This is a genomic window from Guopingia tenuis, assembly GCF_014384805.1.
Classification (GTDB): Bacteria; Bacillota; Clostridia; order Christensenellales; family Christensenellaceae; genus Guopingia; species Guopingia tenuis.
In genome coordinates, this window is sequence record NZ_JACRSS010000001.1 from 563,255 (window position 1) to 581,822 (window position 18,568).

Annotated in this window: 20 protein-coding genes; 4 read left to right on the forward strand and 16 right to left on the reverse strand. The window is 52.6% G+C overall.

Features of this window, described 5'->3' with window-relative positions:
• Window positions 1-76 precede the first annotated feature (76 nt).
• A complete protein-coding gene (locus H8693_RS02765; protein ID WP_249279692.1) occupies window positions 77-463 on the reverse strand; it encodes a hypothetical protein in 387 nt (128 codons plus the stop codon).
• Window positions 464-770: 307 nt separating this feature from the next.
• On the reverse strand, window positions 771-1,142 hold the full coding sequence (locus H8693_RS02770) for a type II toxin-antitoxin system PemK/MazF family toxin (protein WP_249279693.1): 372 nt from the start codon (window positions 1,140-1,142) through the stop codon (window positions 771-773).
• Window positions 1,143-1,457: 315 nt separating this feature from the next.
• Between H8693_RS02770 and H8693_RS02775 the strand changes: the two genes are divergently transcribed.
• Complete coding sequence (locus H8693_RS02775) at window positions 1,458-2,819, forward strand: alanine/glycine:cation symporter family protein (protein ID WP_283243753.1); 1,362 nt, start codon at window positions 1,458-1,460, stop codon at window positions 2,817-2,819.
• A gap of 117 nt (window positions 2,820-2,936) precedes the next feature.
• On the opposite strand, the gene H8693_RS02780 is transcribed toward H8693_RS02775, so the two are convergent.
• From H8693_RS02780 to gpr, 5 genes are all read right to left on the reverse strand, one after another.
• Entirely contained in the window at window positions 2,937-3,584 is a 648-nt protein-coding gene (locus H8693_RS02780; protein WP_249280101.1) for a beta/alpha barrel domain-containing protein, read from the reverse strand.
• Window positions 3,585-3,670: 86 nt separating this feature from the next.
• The gene (locus H8693_RS02785) at window positions 3,671-3,952 is read right to left on the reverse strand and encodes a zf-HC2 domain-containing protein (RefSeq protein WP_249279695.1); all 282 of its coding nucleotides are present in this window, start codon (window positions 3,950-3,952) and stop codon (window positions 3,671-3,673) included.
• Between the two features lie 306 nt (window positions 3,953-4,258).
• The gene (gene murI / locus H8693_RS02790) at window positions 4,259-5,056 is read right to left on the reverse strand and encodes a glutamate racemase (protein ID WP_249279696.1); all 798 of its coding nucleotides are present in this window, start codon (window positions 5,054-5,056) and stop codon (window positions 4,259-4,261) included.
• A 121-nt stretch (window positions 5,057-5,177) separates the two neighbouring features.
• Window positions 5,178-6,227 carry a stage II sporulation protein P gene (gene spoIIP, locus H8693_RS02795; RefSeq protein ID WP_249279697.1) on the reverse strand — a complete coding sequence of 350 codons (1,050 nt, stop codon included), beginning with the start codon at window positions 6,225-6,227 and terminating at the stop codon, window positions 5,178-5,180.
• Between the two features lie 47 nt (window positions 6,228-6,274).
• Window positions 6,275-7,195 carry a GPR endopeptidase gene (gpr, locus tag H8693_RS02800; protein WP_178621098.1) on the reverse strand — a complete coding sequence of 307 codons (921 nt, stop codon included), beginning with the start codon at window positions 7,193-7,195 and terminating at the stop codon, window positions 6,275-6,277.
• Between the two features lie 134 nt (window positions 7,196-7,329).
• Here gpr and rpsT point away from each other — a divergent pair, with 134 nt between their 5' ends.
• On the forward strand, window positions 7,330-7,587 hold the full coding sequence (gene rpsT / locus H8693_RS02805; protein WP_249279698.1) for a 30S ribosomal protein S20: 258 nt from the start codon (window positions 7,330-7,332) through the stop codon (window positions 7,585-7,587).
• 251 nt (window positions 7,588-7,838) lie between these two features.
• On the opposite strand, the gene H8693_RS10660 is transcribed toward rpsT, so the two are convergent.
• The 6 genes from H8693_RS10660 to cysS all read right to left on the reverse strand — a co-directional run bounded on the left by H8693_RS10660 (window position 7,839) and on the right by cysS (window position 14,239).
• Window positions 7,839-7,970, reverse strand: a complete 132-nt coding sequence (locus H8693_RS10660; protein WP_283243729.1) for a hypothetical protein — start codon at window positions 7,968-7,970, stop codon at window positions 7,839-7,841.
• Window positions 7,971-8,149: 179 nt separating this feature from the next.
• Complete coding sequence (gene holA / locus H8693_RS02810; protein ID WP_249279699.1) at window positions 8,150-9,142, reverse strand: DNA polymerase III subunit delta; 993 nt, start codon at window positions 9,140-9,142, stop codon at window positions 8,150-8,152.
• On the reverse strand, window positions 9,129-11,315 hold the full coding sequence (locus H8693_RS02815) for a ComEC/Rec2 family competence protein (protein WP_249279700.1): 2,187 nt from the start codon (window positions 11,313-11,315) through the stop codon (window positions 9,129-9,131). Before H8693_RS02815 ends, holA begins: the two co-directional genes overlap by 14 nt.
• A gap of 39 nt (window positions 11,316-11,354) precedes the next feature.
• Complete coding sequence (gene plsX, locus H8693_RS02820) at window positions 11,355-12,398, reverse strand: phosphate acyltransferase PlsX (protein ID WP_249280102.1); 1,044 nt, start codon at window positions 12,396-12,398, stop codon at window positions 11,355-11,357.
• Window positions 12,399-12,510: 112 nt separating this feature from the next.
• Entirely contained in the window at window positions 12,511-12,837 is a 327-nt protein-coding gene (locus H8693_RS02825; protein ID WP_249279701.1) for a hypothetical protein, read from the reverse strand.
• A gap of 19 nt (window positions 12,838-12,856) precedes the next feature.
• Complete coding sequence (gene cysS / locus H8693_RS02830; protein ID WP_249279702.1) at window positions 12,857-14,239, reverse strand: cysteine--tRNA ligase; 1,383 nt, start codon at window positions 14,237-14,239, stop codon at window positions 12,857-12,859.
• Between the two features lie 299 nt (window positions 14,240-14,538).
• On the opposite strand from cysS, the gene H8693_RS02835 reads away from it, so the two are divergent.
• Together H8693_RS02835 and H8693_RS02840 are read left to right on the forward strand one after the other, a co-directional pair.
• Entirely contained in the window at window positions 14,539-15,183 is a 645-nt protein-coding gene (locus H8693_RS02835; RefSeq protein ID WP_249279703.1) for a BglII/BstYI family type II restriction endonuclease, read from the forward strand.
• A complete protein-coding gene (locus H8693_RS02840; protein WP_249280103.1) occupies window positions 15,183-15,857 on the forward strand; it encodes an MT-A70 family methyltransferase in 675 nt (224 codons plus the stop codon). The genes H8693_RS02835 and H8693_RS02840 overlap by 1 nt, the downstream gene beginning before the upstream one ends.
• Before the next feature lie 96 nt (window positions 15,858-15,953).
• On the opposite strand, the gene H8693_RS02845 is transcribed toward H8693_RS02840, so the two are convergent.
• The 3 genes from H8693_RS02845 to yihA form a co-directional block, all read right to left on the reverse strand.
• Window positions 15,954-17,204 (reverse strand): zinc-binding dehydrogenase, encoded by a 1,251-nt coding sequence (locus tag H8693_RS02845; RefSeq protein ID WP_249279704.1) that lies wholly within the window; start codon window positions 17,202-17,204, stop codon window positions 15,954-15,956.
• 76 nt (window positions 17,205-17,280) lie between these two features.
• Window positions 17,281-17,973, reverse strand: a complete 693-nt coding sequence (locus H8693_RS02850) for a metallophosphoesterase (protein WP_249279705.1) — start codon at window positions 17,971-17,973, stop codon at window positions 17,281-17,283.
• Entirely contained in the window at window positions 17,970-18,566 is a 597-nt protein-coding gene (yihA, locus tag H8693_RS02855) for a ribosome biogenesis GTP-binding protein YihA/YsxC (protein ID WP_249279706.1), read from the reverse strand. Before yihA ends, H8693_RS02850 begins: the two co-directional genes overlap by 4 nt.
• Window positions 18,567-18,568 lie beyond the last annotated feature (2 nt).

Sequence of the window (18,568 nt, forward strand, 5' to 3'; positions counted from 1 at the left end):
CCCATCGGCGGGCAAAATGAAAACAGCGCGGAGCAAAGCCCCGCACTATTCAGTATATCACATTTTAGAAAAAATACTATTTTTTGCTTCTTTTTATCGCCCTCAGCTGCCAAACGGCGGCAGACAGGCTGGCCAGAGAAACAATGCAGCATAAAAAGAGCTGGTTCCAGAAATGAACGGCTATTGATCCGTCCGCAGCATACCCGGCCAGGCCGAGAACCGCGATGGGCAGGAATCCGCCCGCAAACAGGCCGATGACGTTATATGTATTCCTGTATTTTTCCGACATCCCCATTCGGAAATACATAAAACAGAAGGCGAGAACCGCAAGAGCACAAATTATATGATAAAATACAAACCCCGCCATTTGAAAAGACCGCATCAGCAGGGATTTTCCCCAATCCGCAAGAAAGCTGGCGGCAACATAGAAAACCGCCGGAAAAAGCATCTGTATAATGGCCATACTATCCCCCCTCACATTGCCGGAAGAATGCGGAATTTATCCATCTTTTCTCTGCTGCCGGCCCTGCCCGCCTTTTTCTAAAGAACGGATACCGCCCGCTTCCCCATATTCCAGCGCCGGGCTTTCCATCTTATTTTATATCTATTTTTGTTGTAATTCGTCGTTTGAGATCATGAATCCTTTAAAAAGACAGTCGTTTTCGCATTTTCTCCAAAAAAACGCAGAGAGTTTTCCCTCTCTGCGCCTGTTTTATGAGTTTTTCTGCTACATTATCGGAAACCCCTGGCTGCTTCTCTGCGCATTGGAATCATGGCGTCCTGGGGCTGCTCGTGGTGCATCCTGGCGGAAAGCCGACGCTAACCAAAAGGGCGCGGTCCACTTTTTTCAGAGTCTTTTCGCTGAGGGTTCCAATCTTTTTTTTCAGGCGTGTTTTATCCAGCGTCCGGATCTGTTCCAGTAAAACCACGCTCTTTTTGGGCAGACCGTCGACATCCTCCAGAACGATATGTGTGGGCAGATGTGTCTTTTTAATGCTGGAAGTAATCGCCGCCACGATCACAGTGGGGCTGAATTTATTCCCCATATCATTTTGAATCACGAGAACCGGACGGACACCGCCCTGCTCCGAGCCCTGGGTACAGTCCAGATTGCAGAAATAGATATCGCCTCGATTGATCATCTCATCCCTCCTCTCCTTTTGTATCTTCCCCCTTCATCATATGCACGCCGGGCAGGGATTGCGCGCAGGAAATTCAAAATTTGGCTGTATACAGACATGAACTGTATACTGGCACGCATAAAATACCCTAAGAACCTGTTTTGGGCCGGCATAAACGGAAATTCTCTCTGCAATTTGCCGGGTTTCTATTGCCATCGCTAAAAATTATACAGTATAATACATATATTCTTGTTCTTTTATTGTTTTTATCTGGAGGTATTTTTCGTGGGTTTTTTAGAGGGTATTGAAAATGTCAATTCAGCCGTAAACAACTTCATGTGGGGGCCAATCATGCTGGTCCTCATGGTGGGCACCGGTATCTATCTGAGCGCACGCACTGGATTTTTCCAGGTGACGCGCATTGGGACCTGGTTCCGGGAGACGCTGGGCTCTCTTGGAAAAAAGAAAAACAAAACCAAAGATAAGGGGGCGGTTTCCCCCTTTGCCGCGCTTTCCACTGCCTTGGCCAGCACCATCGGCGTCGGCAATATTGCGGGTGTCGCCACTGCCATAGTCTCCGGTGGGCCGGGAGCCATCTTCTGGATGTGGGTTTCTGCTCTCTTCGGCATGATGACTAAGTATTCGGAAATCGTCCTGGCCATGCATTTCCGCAAGCGGAATAAAAAGGGCGAATGGGTCGGCGGGCCGATGTATTATATTGAAAAGGGACTGCACTGCAAATGGCTGGCGGTGCTGTTCGCTGTCTTTGCCCTCATCGCCTCCTTCGGCATTGGAAATATGTCCCAGTCCAACACCATTGCCGGGGCTCTGCAAAGCTCCTTTGGCCTGCCGCCCTGGGTCAGCGGCGTGGGCGTCGCTCTCATCGTGGCGGCGGTCATTCTGGGCGGCCTCAACCGCATCTCCAAAGTTACCAGCTTTGTCGTTCCCTTTATGGGTTTTTTCTATCTCCTGGGCGGGCTCATCATCATCTTCACCAACTGGCAGCATATCGGCCCAGCCTTTGCCTCAATCTTTGAAGGTGCTTTCAGCATGAAGGCCGTGGGCGGCGGTGTTTTGGGCTATGCCATGTTCAGCGCCATGCGCTTTGGCGTGGCCCGGGGTGTTTTCTCCAATGAGGCTGGGCTCGGCAGCGCGCCCATCGTCCATGCCGCAGCGGACAATGACCATCCCGCCAAGCAGGGCATGTGGGGCATCTTTGAGGTATTTGCGGACACGATTCTCGTCTGCACCATCACGGCCCTTGTGATTCTGGTTTCCGGCAAGCTGGGAACCGTCGGCCTGGATGGAAAAGTGCTGGATGGCGCCGCCCTTTCCTCGGCGGCCTTTGAATCCGGTTTCCCGGGCTTTGGGCAGTATTTTGTTTCAATCTCCATTTTCTTCTTTGCGGTATCCACCCTTCTGGGCTGGTCGTATTACGGCGAAAAAAGCCTGGAATATCTCTGCCGGGATGGTAAATCCGGAAAATCCTCGATTATCTATAAAATCGTCTTTCTGGGAGCCATTGTCCTTGGGGCCACGATGAACCTCAAGCTGGTCTGGGATATTTCGGATACCTTCAACGCCATGATGGCCCTTCCCAACCTGATCGCCGTCATCGGCCTGAGTGGAATCGTGTTTAAGATCACCAAGGACTATCGGAAGAATTACCGCAAACCCCGGCTGCACAGCACAAAATAATCTGCCGCCGGAAGGTCCGGCGGATGCATCAAAAAAACGGCGGAGAGCTTACTGCTTCCCGCCGTTTTTGGCTTTATAATTACATACAGTTTCTTCTGCAAAAAGCCGGAACCGGAATCACGGCTCCTCTTCCTCCGCCTGATGGGCGATGTTGGCGCGGTATTTATCCATCAGCTGCTTAAAGATCTCGCCGTTGGTCGCCGGCGTATAGCAGATCGCGTCCGCCCCGGCTTCAATGGTGTTGCGGATACTTTCGTCGTTGGGGCCGCCGGTCGCCATAACGGGGACGTCCGGGAATTGCTCCTTGATCCGCCGCACGATCTGCGGCGTTTTCGCGGCGCCGGAAACGTTGAAGAAGGAGGCTCCGGCATCCAGACGGGACTGGAAATCCTCATATTCCGAAACCACCGTAACGATGATGGGGATATCCACCGTCTCCGCCACCCGGGCAATCGTCTCATTTTCGGTCGGAGTATTGACGACGACCCCCATGGCCCCCTTGAATTCCGCATCCATGGCCAGGTTCACAACCCGCTTTCCCCGGGTGATTCCCCCGCCGATTCCGCAGAACACCGGCACATCCGCCGCGCCCAGAATGGCCTGCGTAATGACAGGCTGGGGCGTAAAGGGATAAACCGCCAAAACGGCATCTGCATCGATATTGCGGATAATCGCCACATCCGTGGAAAAAACCAGCGATTTGATCCGCTTTCCAAATACGCGGATTCCCGGAACTGCCCGGATGATTTCTGGCACCCGGATCATATGGCTGCGGAACTGCCCCGCAAATTCCTTGGAGTAATTTTTCTGCAAACCGTTTTCCTCCCTTTTCTCTTTCCTCGCCTATCTCCTCAGCCATTCCGCAGAAGCATAATCAGCCCAAACAGCAATACCGCCGCCAGCGTTGCGCCATAGGCCAGAAGTCTGGCGCGCTGCTTTTCGCCCTTTTCTCCGCACCGCGGCATTTCTTCCAGCGGCCGGGCCTTGTTTCCCAGACAGCGCCGGTATTCCTCAAAAAGAATCTGACAGGTTGTGCAGCTATGGAGATGCTCCAAAAATTCCGCTTCCTGCTTTGCCGGAAGCTCCTTTTCAAAATATGCAAAAAAACATTCCTGCGCCTCTTTGCAAACCATGCCTGCATTTCCCTTCCCTGCCGCGTTTTGTCAGCAGTAACTTTCCGGCGGTGCGCCGCCCTCTTTACTGCTTTTTCGCATGCAATCCAGTCTTATTCCGCACAGCACATAAAGATAGTATAAATATTTTACGCCCAAATGGGAAAAAAAGCTATATAAAAAAGCGGCTTTTACAAAAAAGTCACTTTTTCGATAAAAACAGGATGCCTTCTTTTGGGAAGAACGAATTCTTTCCGCTCCGGAACCTATCCCACTCCACCGCAAAACCTGTAGAAGTTGGCCGAAACTCCGGTTTTCCTGCCAACGTCAGGCTTCCCCCAGCTCGGCTTCAATCCCATGGGCCTGAAGGATCCGCCGGTATACCTCGCCGTCCGACGAAGAATACACCCGCACTTTCCCGCCCGGGCCAGGGTTATCCAGCCCCTCCTCCCGAAGGATTTTCTTCAGCTGGCGCACCATGCCATACATTCCGTCAAAAATCCGGCATTCCCCGGAAAACATCTCCCGGGCGATGCGGTAAATCGTCCCGGAAACAAAGGAATAGTGCGTGCAGCCCATGACAATAGCGCCGATTTCCTGCCCGGCAATCCCGGCAAATTTCTCCCGCAGATATTTCGCAATGGCAGGATTCTCAAAGTCGCCGCCCTCCAAAAGCTCCACCAACCCGCCGCAGGGCAGGTCAATGAGGCGTTCCCGGCAGCCCACCCGGTCCACCAGGCCCTGATAGCGCGGCCCCGCAATGGTGGCCGGCGTCGCCATGACGATGATTTTTCCCGAATTTCCGCAAAGGCTGGCCGGCTTTACCGCCGGTTCGATGCTGATGACCGGAATCCTGTATTTTTCCCGCATGCGGATTACTGCGGCGCTGGTGGCCGTGTTGCAGGCCATGACAATCGCCTTGACCCCTTTTTGAAAGAGAAACTCCCCGCACTGCAAAGAAAGCTCCTTGATCTCCTCTTCACTCTTGGTTCCATAGGGCGCATGGGCGCTGTCGCCATAATATACAAAATTTTCCCCGGGCATTTCCTGAACGGCATGGCACAGCACGCTGAGCCCGCCCACACCCGAATCAAAAAAGCCAACCGGCCGTTCGCGTTTTTCCACTTTTCTCCCCGTTCCTCGGCGCATATCTTTGCCCCAGGACAGCGTCAAGGGGCAAGAAATTTTCTATATTCTACAAAATAGTATACACGCTTCGCATCCTTTTTTCAATCCCGGCCGCCTTCTAAACTTTTTTTACGACCTGACTGATGGATTTTGCCAAATGGGGCATGGAATTGAGCGCCTCCTGGAGCGTATTGGCGTTATGCCCTACCTCCACCAGCAGGCACATATCCGTGATGTGCTGGTTATATCTTCCCGGCTTTACACGGATATCCCGGGTGAATTTTTCATTGATGCTGTCCAGCTGCTCGGTGATGGACTTTGCCAGCGTATAGTTTGCCTCCCAGTTGGGGCGCGGATTATAGCCGCCGTTGGTTCCCTCCCCCGTGCCCACAACAAACATGAGCCGCGCGCAGCGTTTGCCGTCAATGGTCACGACGTCGTCCTGCTGGGTCTCCACATTGGCGGCGTCCCGGTGAACGTCGATGAAAATATCGATATCCGGATATTTTTCCTTATAGGCCTCCATGGTTTTTACCGATCGGCTGTAGGCAGTGGAGAGCTTTGGCGGCTCATGGTTGGTGGTGTCGTGAATCACCGTGAAACCATATTTCTCCAGCTGGGTTTTCAGCTCCTCGCCCACGCGGATGATGTTCTGGTCGGTATTATCCGTCCGGGAAGTGCCCGTCGCCTTATAGGTATCCTCCCCGTCCGGCCGGTATGCCTCCGTGGCGTGGGTGTGGTAGATCAGGATATTTGTCTCTCCGGAAATCTCATAGGTCCGGGTGGCAATCTGCTTCAAATATTCCGCCGTCGGGCTTTTAGTGCTGCTGTTGTCCTTCGTATCCGAATCCTCCTTCGCGTCCTTTTCCGAAACGCCGGGCAGGAGAAAATCCGTGATATCTCCATCCGCCGTCACAGGCTGGGCGTCCTGGGAGCCCGCAGTTTCTCCGCTTTTGGGAACCAGAAGGGAAAGCATGGCCTCCTGCCCGCCGGAAGGCTCCTCTTCTTCATCCTCCTGCGGATAGAGCTTGAGAATCGTCTCATTATAGGCCTGCACTTGTCCCTTCCCTTGAAAATGGTCGATCATGCTCTGACCGATACAAGCCAAGACCGTCACCATGAGAATCACACAAATTTGAAAACATTTTCCGTTGCCTGCATTTTTCATTTGTCTAACCTCCCGTACCTATCTGTATGTGGGAGGGCAGGCAAATATCACTCCATAAAGGCGCGGATCTCTTCCTCGCTGATGGTGGGATGCAGGGCGGTATTCAGCGCCTTTGCCAGCAGCTCTGCCGTTTTATCCACCAAAAAATCGATATTTTTCGGGGTAACGATGAGTTCCCCGCCCTTTGCCGCATATACAGCCCCGAGAAGCTGCTCCATATCCGCCGCATCCGCCGACGCCCCCAGGGCGTTTTCCAGAATATCTCCCGCGATGGTTCCCGCATAGGCCACCATGGGAACGCCGATGCCGATGACTTTCACCCCCAGCGTCTCCCGGGAAAGGGCCCTTCGATGGTTGCCGATGCCCGCGCCGGGCGCAATGCCGGTGTCTGCAATCTGCACGCTTGTACCGATTCGGCTGGTCTTGCGGGCCGCCAGTGCATCGATGGCAATGACCAGACCGGGATGCACCTCCTCCACGATCCCCTTGACAACCTCAAAGGTTTCTAGTCCCGTCACGCCCAAAACCCCGGGGGCAATGGCGCATACCGACCCAGCCCGGCTGTCGATGGCCTCGGGCAGATGTTCTTTGATGTGCCGCGAAACAAACACCTGTTCACAGACCTTGGGGCCCAGGGCGTCCGGCGTCACATCCCGGTTGCCCAGACCAATGATGAGTACCGGGCGCGTATTTCCATCCTCTGTCATCATTTTTTTCAGCTCCGAGCCTATCTCCCGGGCAAATTCTGCCCGCTGCCGCGGCGTAACCTCTTCCAGCTGCCGTGTCTCCAGCGTCAGATAATTGCCCATGGGCTTTCCCATGGCCCGGGCGCCTTCCTGGCTTTGAATCTTCACCCAGGTCAGCTTGAGCCCGGCCTCGGTCTCCCGTTCCTCGCACTGCACACCCTCCTGCCGTTCCGGCAGGTTTTCGCGGATTTCCACCGCCATATCCGTCCGTATATCACGCATATCGCTGCTCCTCTCTTTTCACGGTTCTTATCCTGTAGTATGCGCCCAAAAACTTGAAAAATTCCCTTGCAATCCCTTTTTAAATATGATAGTATAGAACACGTTGAAAAAAAGTATTAGTAAGGGGTGAAACCATGCCGAACATCAAATCAGCAAAAAAGCGCGTCAAAGTAATCGATAAGAAAACGGCGCAAAATCGCGCCAATCGCTCTGCTCTGAAGACGCAGCTCAAAAAGTTTGACGTAGCGGCGGAAGCCGGCAATGCAAAGGAAGTGTTTGCCGCAACCGTCAGCACAGTTGACAGCGCTGTTTCCAAGGGCCTGATCCACAAGAATAAGGCGAATCGTGCAAAAGCGCAGCTGGCAAAGAAGCTCGAAGCTTCCGGCAAATAAGGGTTCGCTATAAAACACACCCCCAACGTTTTATAGATTTAAACCAAAGCAAAAAACCGTTTGGCACCCTCCAAACGGTTTTTTTATTTTCCCAACAAGCAAAACAATCTTTTAAAAATATGCTGCGGCTTGCTCCCCTCCCTCAGAAAAGGTGCAGAGAGCCAAAAACTGCGGCGTTTCAACGGATGGCGCAGATGGCAAATTTACAAGGGGCACTTGGCAAAAGGATGCCAGACAGAAGATGGTATCTTTTAAGGAACACGGTGTGCCATTACCTTCCAAATAATTTGCATTACCCGGCTGTCATGGCAGGAGCCAAGAGAAACGAACCATCCCTTCTTCGCCATCATCTCTGTCGCCAGTGTAAATAACTTCCCATTCATTTTCCTGCCCATGGGAGAGAAGCCAGCGGCTTTCTTTGGCGGCGGATATTCTCTTGTCCCCCGTTTCCCGCCGGACAGCTCAAATTCTTAGATAGCCGCCAGGCCGTGCGCAGACTGCATAAAATATAGAACTTGACCCTCCAGAATGCCCCACATCCGCCTCTTTCCCATACACTTTTTCATATTACGCCATAAATTTTGAGCATCATGGGCTGGCATCCCTCGTCCACACCGCCGGATTTCAGCGCCAGGTCATATTCATCCAGAAGCGCGATGGAGCGCCGCAGCTGCTGCACGGTAAAATGCTTGCATTCCCGGACAGCCAGCTCCGCAGGGTACCGCTTGAGTTTCGCCCGCTTCACCAGCTCGGCTGCCGCGGCCGATTCGCTGTAACCCGCGTTCAAACATGTTTTCGCCAATACCATGGGGGTAAATTTGGAGGCGATCAGGCCCAGGAATTTCATATATTCCGGCCGGCTCCGGGCGATCTCCCGAAGAATCCCGAAGGCTTTCTCATATTTTCCCTCCAGCATCAGCCGGTGAAAGCTGAAAGTATCATATTCCGTCGTCCGGCTGGCCAGAGCCTCGATATCCTCCCGGCTCACTTCCGTTCTTTCCAGGGTGGCGAATTTATCCAGCTCATGGAGCAGCGTCCGCATATCCGTTCCCGACCGCTCCACCAGAAAACCCGCATCCTCCCGGGAGAGTTTCAGCTTCCTGCGGCGGGCGGAAGTAACCACCCATCGAACCAGCTCCCCCTCCTTCAGCGGCTTTGCCTGGACGCAGACTGCGTTTTTTTCCAAGTATTTATAGAGGGCGCGCCGGGCATCCGGCATATGGTCCAGCAGGAACACAATCTTTGTGGTGGCAGGAGCCTGCCCCAGATATTCGGTGAGTGGCTTGGCCTCGCCCTTTTCAAACAGCTCCAGGTTATGGAGCAGCACCACCCGGCATTCCGCAAAACAGGGGAGTTGCTCGCAGACCGCCCGGATCTCCGCAGCCGTTGCCTTTCCCTCCCGGCTGTCTACATTCATTTCCCGGTTCGCATAGGGGAACTGCTCCATCAACCGCTCCAGGGCCGTCTCCCGCAGATAATCCTCGGTTCCATAGAGGAAAAACAGCTGTCTTTCCTTATATTCTCCCATGGTCTTTAAAAATTCAGCGACTTCCATACAGCGTCTCCACCTTTCCCTGTCGGTCCAGCCAGATCCGGATTTTCCCATGTACTTGGGTATTGTATAGGGAAAATACCTGGCCGGCCGCGTCATATTCCTTTGTCGATGTGCAAATTACGGTTTCCGGATGGAGATTACCGGCGTTGCCGGAAAACTCCGTCCACTGCAAAATGGGAATCTCTCCCACCTGCCCCTCTATTTCCTGTATATAAAGTTCGTCCGCGCCTCCTGCAAACAGACAGACGGCCTCGCCGTCCACCCGCAGCAGCAAAAGCAGAACCGAATCCTCGTAATCCAGCTGCAAATCGCTGGCATAAACCACCTCCAGCCGGCAGCGCGGGCTGATATCCATGCCGTCCCCGGTAGATAATCCCTGAACCGGGATCCCGTATTTCTGAGAAAACTCCGGGGCCCGCTCCGCCGCGCTGTAGACCTCTCCCAGGCGGTTTCCCTCCCGCAGGTCTATGAGCCCGCCAATATCGGCCTCGCTGTCTCCCAGAAGAAAGGTCTGCTCCGGCCATATTCCTCTTTTGGCCAGATACCCCGCCACGCGGCTTCCATTCCCCGTTCCCAGAAGGGTTTCGCTCCCGTCGCCGCCATAGATGACCACCGCGCTGGAACCAGCACAGTCCAAAAACTCCAGCGACACCTCCCGGCTTTCCAGCACAGGCGCCAAATAGGCTCCCGCTGCCGCAAGCCCCAGCGACAGAACGGCAATTCCCTTGCATTTGGCGGATATATGAAAATACCAGGAACAGAGAAACACCAGCATAAATACGGCAAAAACGACCCATCCCGGCAGGCTGGGAACCGCGAAGCCCAGGCCGGGCAGCGCATCTGCCGCTCCCGCCATCCATTCCAGAACCTGCACCAAAAATGCCCCTATCGGCCCCAGCCAGGCCACCGCAGTGCCCAGCAGACAATAGAGCAGGGTAATGACGGCGACCGCCGGAATGAGGAAGGCAGCATAGGAAACCGCCGCCACATTCACCAGAATCGTCAGCGGCCAAAAGGCGTTGTTCATATTGATGATAATGGGGAGCGTCCCGACATTTGCCGCCAGCGTCGTTCCCAAAATCCCGGAAAGGCCTCTTCCCAAGCCCCGAAACAGCCGGGAAAAGATGGGGGCCAGGCAGAGAATGGCGAAAACCGCCCCAAAAGATAGCTGAAGCCCCGCGTCAAAAACCGCGGCGGGATGCAGTCCCACCGCCGCAATATAGGCAACGGAAAGATTGGTCAGCCCGTCGCCCCGTTTCCCCAGAAATTTTCCCGTCTGCCAGAGAAAGCACATAAGGGCCGCCCGCAGCACAGGCGTCCGCCCTCCGGTCAGCAGTACATAAAAGGCCAGAAGCGCCATGGTCGTGAAATACGTCGCATGCCGTCCCGCCCGCAACTGCCGGAGCAGAAAATACGCTGCGCTGACAATCAGGCCCACATGCAGGCCGGAAACTGAAAGAATATGGGAAATCCCCGTGGCATTGAAATCCAGCTTGAGTTCCTCGTCCAGCTCGGAAACGACGCCGATGAGGAAGGCCTTTGCCGTGCCCGCCTGGGCCCCGAAAAGCTCATCCATCCGCCCGGAGATCCAGGTGCGCAGGCTGTTTATCCCCGCCAGAAAATCGCCGACGCGGCCTGTTTTTTCGTCGCTGCGGGAATAGGCCCGGAAAAGCACATTCTTTGCCGCGCAGTATCTGGCGTCGTCAAAGCCGCCGGGATATTCCGCGGCTTCGGGAAGGCGCAGCCAGGCATCTGCCCGAAGGAGATCGTCCAGCTGATACTCCCCGTTTGCAGATTTCAGAAAAACGTCTCCCGAAAGCTCCTGCTCCCCGACGCGGGCCTCCGTGAGCCGATAGAGCGTGCCATCCGCCTTGGGGGAGATTTCCGCGACACGCCCGGTTACCTCTTGATAGTCCGAAATAGAAACAACCGGAAGCGCAGGGCGCAGTTCCACGGAAATGCCGCCCATGCCGATGAAAAAAACGGCGATCAGTGCCAGCCACCCTCCATAGCTTTTTTTCCGAAGAAAAAGCGCCCCCAGCAAAAAGACGCCGCCCAGCAGGAAATGCAAAAAGGCGGGAAGCCGCAAATTTGCTCCCGCCAGAATCCCCATCGTATAAAACGCCGCCGCAAAGAAAACAGGGCGCTTTGCCAGCATGGTTCTTCCTTCCATTTCTGCCTCTCCGCCGGCGGACGGCAGCCCCGTCCGCGCCTATTCTTGGGACTTCTCCTCTTTTTCCGCCCGGTCCGCAGCCTCTTTTTCCGCTACCGCCGCCAATTCCGCCTTGATCTTTTCCACCACGCCGCCCTGCGTAAAGGTGCGCGCCTGGCGGATGGCGTTTTTGATGGCGTTGGCGTTGGAGCTGCCGTGTGCCTTAATGACGCCGCCGTTGACGCCCAGCATCAGGGCGCCGCCATATTCCGTATAGTCCATTTTCTTTTTGAAATTGGAGAAGGCCGGCTTAGCAAGGGCCGCCCCCAGCTTGGAGCGGGTCGAGGACATCAGTTCGTCTTTGAGCATGCTCATGAGAGCCTTGGCGCAGCCCTCCAGAAATTTCATCACCACATTGCCGACAAAACCATCGCTCACGGCAACATCACAAGCTCCCAGCATGAGGTCGCGCCCCTCCACGTTGCCCACAAAGTTGATATCCGTATCCTTCAAAAGGCCAAAGGCCTTCTTGGTCTGCGCATTGCCCTTTTCCTCCTCGGCGCCGTTGTTAATCAGGCCGACACGAGGATTTTCCACACCCATCACCGTCCGCATATAGATGCTTCCCATAATGCCAAACTGCCGGAGCTGGCTGGGCTTGCAGTCCACATTCGCCCCGCAGTCGACAAGCAGCATGCTGCCCTCCGCCGTGGGCAGCACCGGCGCCAGCGCCGGACGTTCCACGCCTTTGGCCCGGCGGATGATGAGCGTCGCCCCGGCTACGGTGGCTCCGGTGCTGCCGGCCGTCAGAAAAACGTCTCCCTTTCCTTCGGCCACCAGGTTCATCCCCACCACCATGGAGGAATCCTTCTTCGTGCGAATGGCGTTCACCGGCGGTTCCGCCATCTCAATTTCCTCCCGGGCATCGACCACATCGATCCGCTCGGGGTCGTATTCCCGGCCTCTCAGATGCTCCGCAATGACTTCCTTCTTTCCCACCAGACAGATGGAAATATCCTCATATTCCCCGAGGGCCAGAAGCGCTCCCTCAATAATCGCCCGCGGTGCGTTGTCTCCGCCCATTGCGTCCAAAACAATCCGAATCATATCCGTTCCCTCTCTTTTCTCGGTTTTTCCCCTAGCGAAGCAGTGCCCCCGCCGGAAAAGACAATCCCCATCTAAGCATCGCATAAATGGGGACCGCCGTTTTTTGCCATTACTTCATCTGTTTGCCGAATTTGACCTTGATGATAATCCAATACACCACAAACACGATCAGGCCAAGGCCGGTATAGCACCAAACGACCCACTCATTTGCCGCTTCGCCGAACACCTTTAAATAGTCCAGCACGCCGCCAACCGTCATAATCACGCCAAAAATCAGATAGGTGACCCGCAGGATCTTGCGGATCGGCTCCTGCAATTCCTTGGGATAGCTGTTTTTATAGGCGCCCCCATCCCCCTTGATTCCGGAATAGAGCGCATAAACGCCGATGATCACGCTGAATAGCTGTACGATGGATTCCCCGCTGAATACGTCCATTTTTCCTCCTGTTTTCTCCTTAGACTCTCGTTATTTTTACGCCCTCCGGCGTGTCTTTCAATTCATAGCCCGCCTCTTTTAACTGGTCGCGGATGGCGTCCGCCCGGGTCCAGTCCTTGGCCTTGCGCGCCTCTGCGCGCTCCTCTGCCAGCGCCTGAATCTCAGAAGGGATTTCCTCTTCCCTCTCCTCTTTGATAAACCCCAGAACGCCCAGCAGCTCATCCAGCATGCCGAGCCCCTCTTTGGCCTGGGCTGCGTCTCCTCCCTGGCTGAAGGCCGTATTCAGTTCCTTCACCAAATCGAAAATCACGCCGATGGCATCCGCCGTGTTCAGGTCGTCGTCCATAGCGTCGATAAACCGCTGCCGGAAGGATTCAAGATCCAGCTCCTTCTTGGCCTCACTCTTCCCGGCCTCCGCCACAAACCGGAGGTTTTCCCGGCAGTTGGCAATCCGCGAAAGGGCGGCCTCTGCCTGCACAATCAGATCCCGGGAGAAATTGATGGGATTGCGGTAATGAGATGAGAGCATGAACAGCCGCACCGCCAAAAGGTCAAACTCCTTGGAAATATCCCGCACGGTGAAGAAATTCCCCAGGGATTTGCTCATCTTGCGGTTGTCGATATTGATATAACCATTATGCATCCAGTAGTTGGCAAAAGTCTTTCCCGTGGCGCCCTCGCTCTGGGCTATCTCGTTTTCGTGATGGGGAAATTTCAGATCCTGCCCGCCGCCATGAATATCAAAGGTATCCCCCAGATATTTCTGGCTCATGGCGCTGCATTCGATGTGCCAGCCCGGCCGCCCCTCGGAAAACGGGCTTTCCCATGCCGGTTCCCCGGGTTTCTTCGCCTTCCAAAGCGCGAAATCCATGGGATTCTTTTTCACATCGTTGACCTCGATGCGCGCCCCCATTTCCAGATCGTCCAGATCCTGCCCAGAGAGTTTTCCATAGTCCTTGAAGCTCTCGGTATCGTAATATACGTCGCCGTTTTCCGCCACATAGGCGTGCCCTTCCTCGATAAGCCGGGAAATCAGGCGGATAATATCCTCGATATGCTCAGTCGCCTTGGGGTGCACAGTCGCCGGGCGGATATTCAGGCCCTTGGCGTCTTTAAAATATTCCTCGATAAAATGTTCGCCCAGCTGCTTGACGGTAATCCCCTGCTCATTGGCGGCCTTGATCATCTTGTCGTCAATATCCGTAAAATTCTGGACAAAGGTAACCTTATAGCCCCGGTATTCCAGATACCGGCGCAATGTGTCAAAAACAATAAAAGGACGGGCGTTTCCGATATGAAAATAATTGTATACCGTGGGGCCGCAGGCATAGATCCTCGCTTCCCCGGGATGCACGGGAACGAACTCTTCCTTTTTTCTGGTCATGGAATTAAAAATTTTCAAGTGAATTTCCTCCATATGTGATTCTGTTTTATTATATAGTTTACACGTCCAAAAGTCAATTCATGCGGAACCAGGGGGCTGGAACGCAGTTTATATCATTTAACAAAAACCGACCTAAAAATATAATCTCACCACTGCTTTATCTATTCACGCATTATCATTCCAAACATTTTTATGAAAATCTATTACATCGCATAATCAATCCATTTATTCATATCCAATTCTTTTTTAGCTCCTTGAAATAAAAGTGCTATTTTGTTATGATTAAAATGATCTCTATCAAAAAAGAGGATTTTAATATGAACAAATACATTAGAAATGATTTGCTTAAAAAATTTGAGTTTTATAATTACGGTCATGCATTAGAGATTTTGTCGGAAGCGTTTCCAGTCGAATGGGATAATATTCAAGATTGCCTTGAGAATTTATCAATAACGACAGACGATCTTATTGCGGCTGGCGGAAATGAAACTGCTATTCCCAAGAAGTTCGACAATGTTTTATATCCGCTTGGGTGGAGTGAAATCAGAATAACAGGAGATCTCCTGGTTAAAATGTTTCCACGCGGGAAATCACGGGGACGTTTTTTAAATAAACCTTTTGATGAAAAAATAGTTGAGGGATATATAGATGGGCACAACATAGATTTCATTAAAGGGAAAGTAGCTTTTGATCTGGAATGGAATAGTAAAGATCAAACATTTGATCGGGATCTTTTAGCAATGCGAACATATTTTGATTGCGGCTTAATTGAAGTAGGAATAATTATAACCAGATCGGAAGAATTAAATGATATTTTTTCCGAATTAGGGATCCGGGCAAAATATGGTGCCAGTACAACATGGATAGGAAAGTTGAATTACAGATTGAAATCAAGGAGAAATGGCGGCTGCCCAATATTAGCTATTGGAATTAAAAAGCCGTGTGTCGAGGGGTATAATTGATGGAGAATTGCTACACAATTAAAGAAACAATCGAAAACTTTTATTCATTTACAGAGGGAAAAAAGTATAAAACTATATATGCCGATCCACCATGGCAGTTTGCAAACAGAACCGGCAAAGTAGCCCCCGAGCACAAGCGGTTAAATCGATATCCGACAATGAGGTTAGAAGATATCAAAGCATTACCTGTTTCTGATATTGCAGACGAGAAAAGTCATTTATATTTATGGGTTCCCAATGCGCTATTACCAGAGGGATTAGAGGTGATGAAAGCGTGGGGATTTGAATATAAAACCAATCTCATTTGGGAAAAAGTCCGAAAAGACGGTTTCCCAGACGGCAGAGGGGTTGGTTTTTATTTCAGAAATGTCACTGAAATATTATTATTCGGCATCAAAGGTACAAACAATCGGACACTATCAGCCGGTAGATCACAGGTTAATTTAATACGTTCAATGAAGCGCGAGCATAGCCGAAAGCCTAATGAATTTATTCAACTCATTGAAAGTTGTTCTCCCGGGCCATACCTAGAGTTATTTGCACGGGGCAACAGAGAAAATTGGGACATGTGGGGAAATCAAGCGATAGACGGTTATGAGCCAACGTGGTCGACTTATGCAAACCATACTATTGCAAAGCCGTCAATTCCAGCTAAAATCGCAAAATCAACTTAATCACGGATTCTACTATGGGATATTCATGTAACACCAAAAAAAGGGTAAAACAAAAAGGCGGTCTTCCATAATAAATTCCGCCTTTTTATTTTTCTCTTATATAGGCTTTGCATGGGAGAGGAGATACTCTTCCGCCTCCCTGCTCCAAAGACCGTTATGCGCCTCGCAGATCTCTGCCAGCCGCCGGAACATGGGATCGGTTTCCCCCAGCTTTCCAAAATCCGCAATGGCTGTCATGGGCATGGAGATCGTGTTGTATTCCAGCTTCTTGCCCCCGGGAATTTCCGGCAGGTGCAGGATGGTATCCACCACCGAATCCAGCCCGCCCACATGGGTAACCATAGACGCCGGATTGATGCGCCTGGCTGCCGCCATATCCAGGGCTTCCTGCATATCATCCGCATTGCCTCCGGAGTTTCCGCAGATATGAATGCGGTTATAGTGAACCTTATAAAAATTGATTTTGGCGGAGAAGGCATGGTCGATGGGGCCCGCAAAGAAATTCATGCAGCCATCCACACCTATGATATCGCTGGCCTGCTGGATCACGTCTTCCACCGGCGCAAAAATCAGGATATCGTCATAGCCCTTTCCGCCGGAAAGCTGCATCATATATTCCGTCATGCCGGGTTTGGCCGTATTCACATAATGAAGCGCAATGCCCAGCTTCTGCGCCGCTTCCACAGTGTAAATGGAGGCCGCCCGGGCCAGCCGCTCCTCGTTGATATCTGTTACCACCAACAGCTTCGGTGCATTCTCGCAATGCAGGGCATAATCGATGGCTCCCAGCCCCATGGGCCCGACGGACGCCAGGAGCGCCAGGTTTCCGCCCTTTTTTGTGCCCAGAATATGCTTATATTCTCCTTTCACCGTGTGAAAATTCGTGTGATAGGCGCCGATGATGCAGCTCATGGGTTCGGCCAGCGATCCATAAAAGTAGGCGTCCTGCTCATAGTGCAAAAGGCAGTTGTTCTCCATCGCCTCGGGCGGGAGAATGGCATATTGGCTGTTGCCGCCGCAATAGGGATAGGAATATCCCGGCGCAGCCAGACTGTCAATATTGGGCTGCATGGCGAATTTCTGCCCCGCCTGATAGCGGCCCTTCCATTTCGCCCCCACTTCGAGAATCTCTCCGCAGAACTCATGCCCCAGCATGACGGGCATCTGGGCGACGTTATTGGGCACTTTGCTGTGTTCGCTCCCCTGTTGAACCGCCTTATAGGTAGACATGCAGAGACTGTCGGAAACGACGCGCACCAGGATCTCATCCTCCCGGATCTTGGGAAGCTCCACTTCCCCAAACAGGAGTTGGTTTTTTCCAGCCATTCGAACCGCTTTGGTTTTCATAAAATCCTCCTCTGTTTTCCCGCGCCCTTTTGCCTCTATCCTATTCCCATCGCAATGTTAAATCAATGCACAAAACTCACAAAATTTGTTTTAATTGAAAATTCAAAAAATCACAAGATGTCAAAAAATAGTCCGTATTCTCAATCCGTATCCGCGGTTCCATGTGAAATTTTGTAAAATCGCCATGGACGTGGCCATAAATGACCGTTTCCACCCCAAATTCCCCATAGCACTGGGTAAATACCGATGGGCCGCGGTTCGCCAAAAACGGCGGATAATGCGACATCCCAATGATCTTTCGCCCCGTCTTTTTTGCCTGCTCCAGCGATAGCCGAAGCCGTCCGGCCTCCCGCCGGTATATTTTCTCATCCTGCGGCGTAAAGCCTTCTTCCTGCCATTGCTTCCAGCCCCGGGTTCCGGCAAACACAAAATCCCCCAGCTCTATGGCATCGTTTTGAATAAAATAGGTATGGTTCTCCAGAAGCTGCCGCGTCTTTTGCAGGGATGCATGCCAAAAATCGTGATTTCCCTTAATCATCACCTTGGTCCCCGGCATGGCGCAGATGGCCTGCAAATCCGGCAGCGCCTCCTCATACTGCATGGCCCAGCTGATGTCTCCCGCAATCAGAACCACATCCTCCGGCTGCACCTTGCTGCGCCAGTCCTCGGCGATGCGCTGCCAGTGGTTTTCCCAGTGCGGGCCGAATATATCCATGGATTTCTCTCCGCCCAGCGACAGATGCAGGTCGGATATTGCAAAAATCTTCATTCTTCCTCGCTTTGTAAATAAGGCTCCAAAATCCCCAGCAGTTTTTCCTTGCCATAGCCGTCCTCGGATGATAGCGGAACGATCTCATAGGCAAAGGATGAAGGGATCTGCCGGCGCAGCCGGGCGCACTCGTTAAACCTCTTGGATTTGGCAATTTTATCCGCCTTGGTCGCCCCGACGACATAGGGAATAGCAAAATATTCCACAAACTGCACCATCATCAAATCCTCCGCCGTGGGCTTATGACGGATGTCCATGAGAATCAGCACAGCCTTCAGATGCCGGGCCGCTTCAAAATAGGAGCGCATCATTTCATCCCAGCTCTTTTTTTCCTCCTTGGAAACCCGGGCAAAGCCATATCCCGGCAGGTCCACCAGATAAAACGCGTTGTTCAAAAGAAAATAGTTGACAAGGCGGGTCTTTCCGGGCTGTTTGGACACCCGGGCCAGCTTCCGGTTGTTGGTGAGCATGTTGATGAGCGAGGACTTCCCCACATTGGATTTCCCCACCACGGCGATCTCCGGCAGGCCGGGATTGAAATACTCCCCGCCCCGGCTGATGCTGCGCACAAATTCCGCTTTTTTGATTTCCATTC

Coding starts and splice junctions, on each gene's coding strand:
- H8693_RS02780 (WP_249280101.1), bottom strand. CDS start 3,584: ATGATCCGGGTGCCAGAAATCATCCGGGCAGTTCCGGGAATCCGCGTA.
- H8693_RS02770 (WP_249279693.1), bottom strand. CDS start 1,142: ATGATCAATCGAGGCGATATCTATTTCTGCAATCTGGACTGTACCCAG.
- H8693_RS02785 (WP_249279695.1), bottom strand. CDS start 3,952: ATGGTTTGCAAAGAGGCGCAGGAATGTTTTTTTGCATATTTTGAAAAG.
- gpr (WP_178621098.1), bottom strand. CDS start 7,195: ATGCGTGATATACGGACGGATATGGCGGTGGAAATCCGCGAAAACCTG.
- spoIIP (WP_249279697.1), bottom strand. CDS start 6,227: ATGAAAAATGCAGGCAACGGAAAATGTTTTCAAATTTGTGTGATTCTC.
- H8693_RS02775 (WP_283243753.1), top strand. CDS start 1,458: ATGTGGGGGCCAATCATGCTGGTCCTCATGGTGGGCACCGGTATCTAT.
- rpsT (WP_249279698.1), top strand. CDS start 7,330: ATGCCGAACATCAAATCAGCAAAAAAGCGCGTCAAAGTAATCGATAAG.
- H8693_RS10660 (WP_283243729.1), bottom strand. CDS start 7,970: ATGAATGGGAAGTTATTTACACTGGCGACAGAGATGATGGCGAAGAAG.
- H8693_RS02825 (WP_249279701.1), bottom strand. CDS start 12,837: ATGGACGTATTCAGCGGGGAATCCATCGTACAGCTATTCAGCGTGATC.
- H8693_RS02835 (WP_249279703.1), top strand. CDS start 14,539: ATGAACAAATACATTAGAAATGATTTGCTTAAAAAATTTGAGTTTTAT.
- H8693_RS02845 (WP_249279704.1), bottom strand. CDS start 17,204: ATGAAAACCAAAGCGGTTCGAATGGCTGGAAAAAACCAACTCCTGTTT.
- H8693_RS02815 (WP_249279700.1), bottom strand. CDS start 11,315: ATGGAAGGAAGAACCATGCTGGCAAAGCGCCCTGTTTTCTTTGCGGCG.
- H8693_RS02850 (WP_249279705.1), bottom strand. CDS start 17,973: ATGAAGATTTTTGCAATATCCGACCTGCATCTGTCGCTGGGCGGAGAG.
- holA (WP_249279699.1), bottom strand. CDS start 9,142: ATGGAAGTCGCTGAATTTTTAAAGACCATGGGAGAATATAAGGAAAGA.
- H8693_RS02840 (WP_249280103.1), top strand. CDS start 15,183: ATGGAGAATTGCTACACAATTAAAGAAACAATCGAAAACTTTTATTCA.
- yihA (WP_249279706.1), bottom strand. CDS start 18,566: ATGGAAATCAAAAAAGCGGAATTTGTGCGCAGCATCAGCCGGGGCGGG.
- H8693_RS02765 (WP_249279692.1), bottom strand. CDS start 463: ATGGCCATTATACAGATGCTTTTTCCGGCGGTTTTCTATGTTGCCGCC.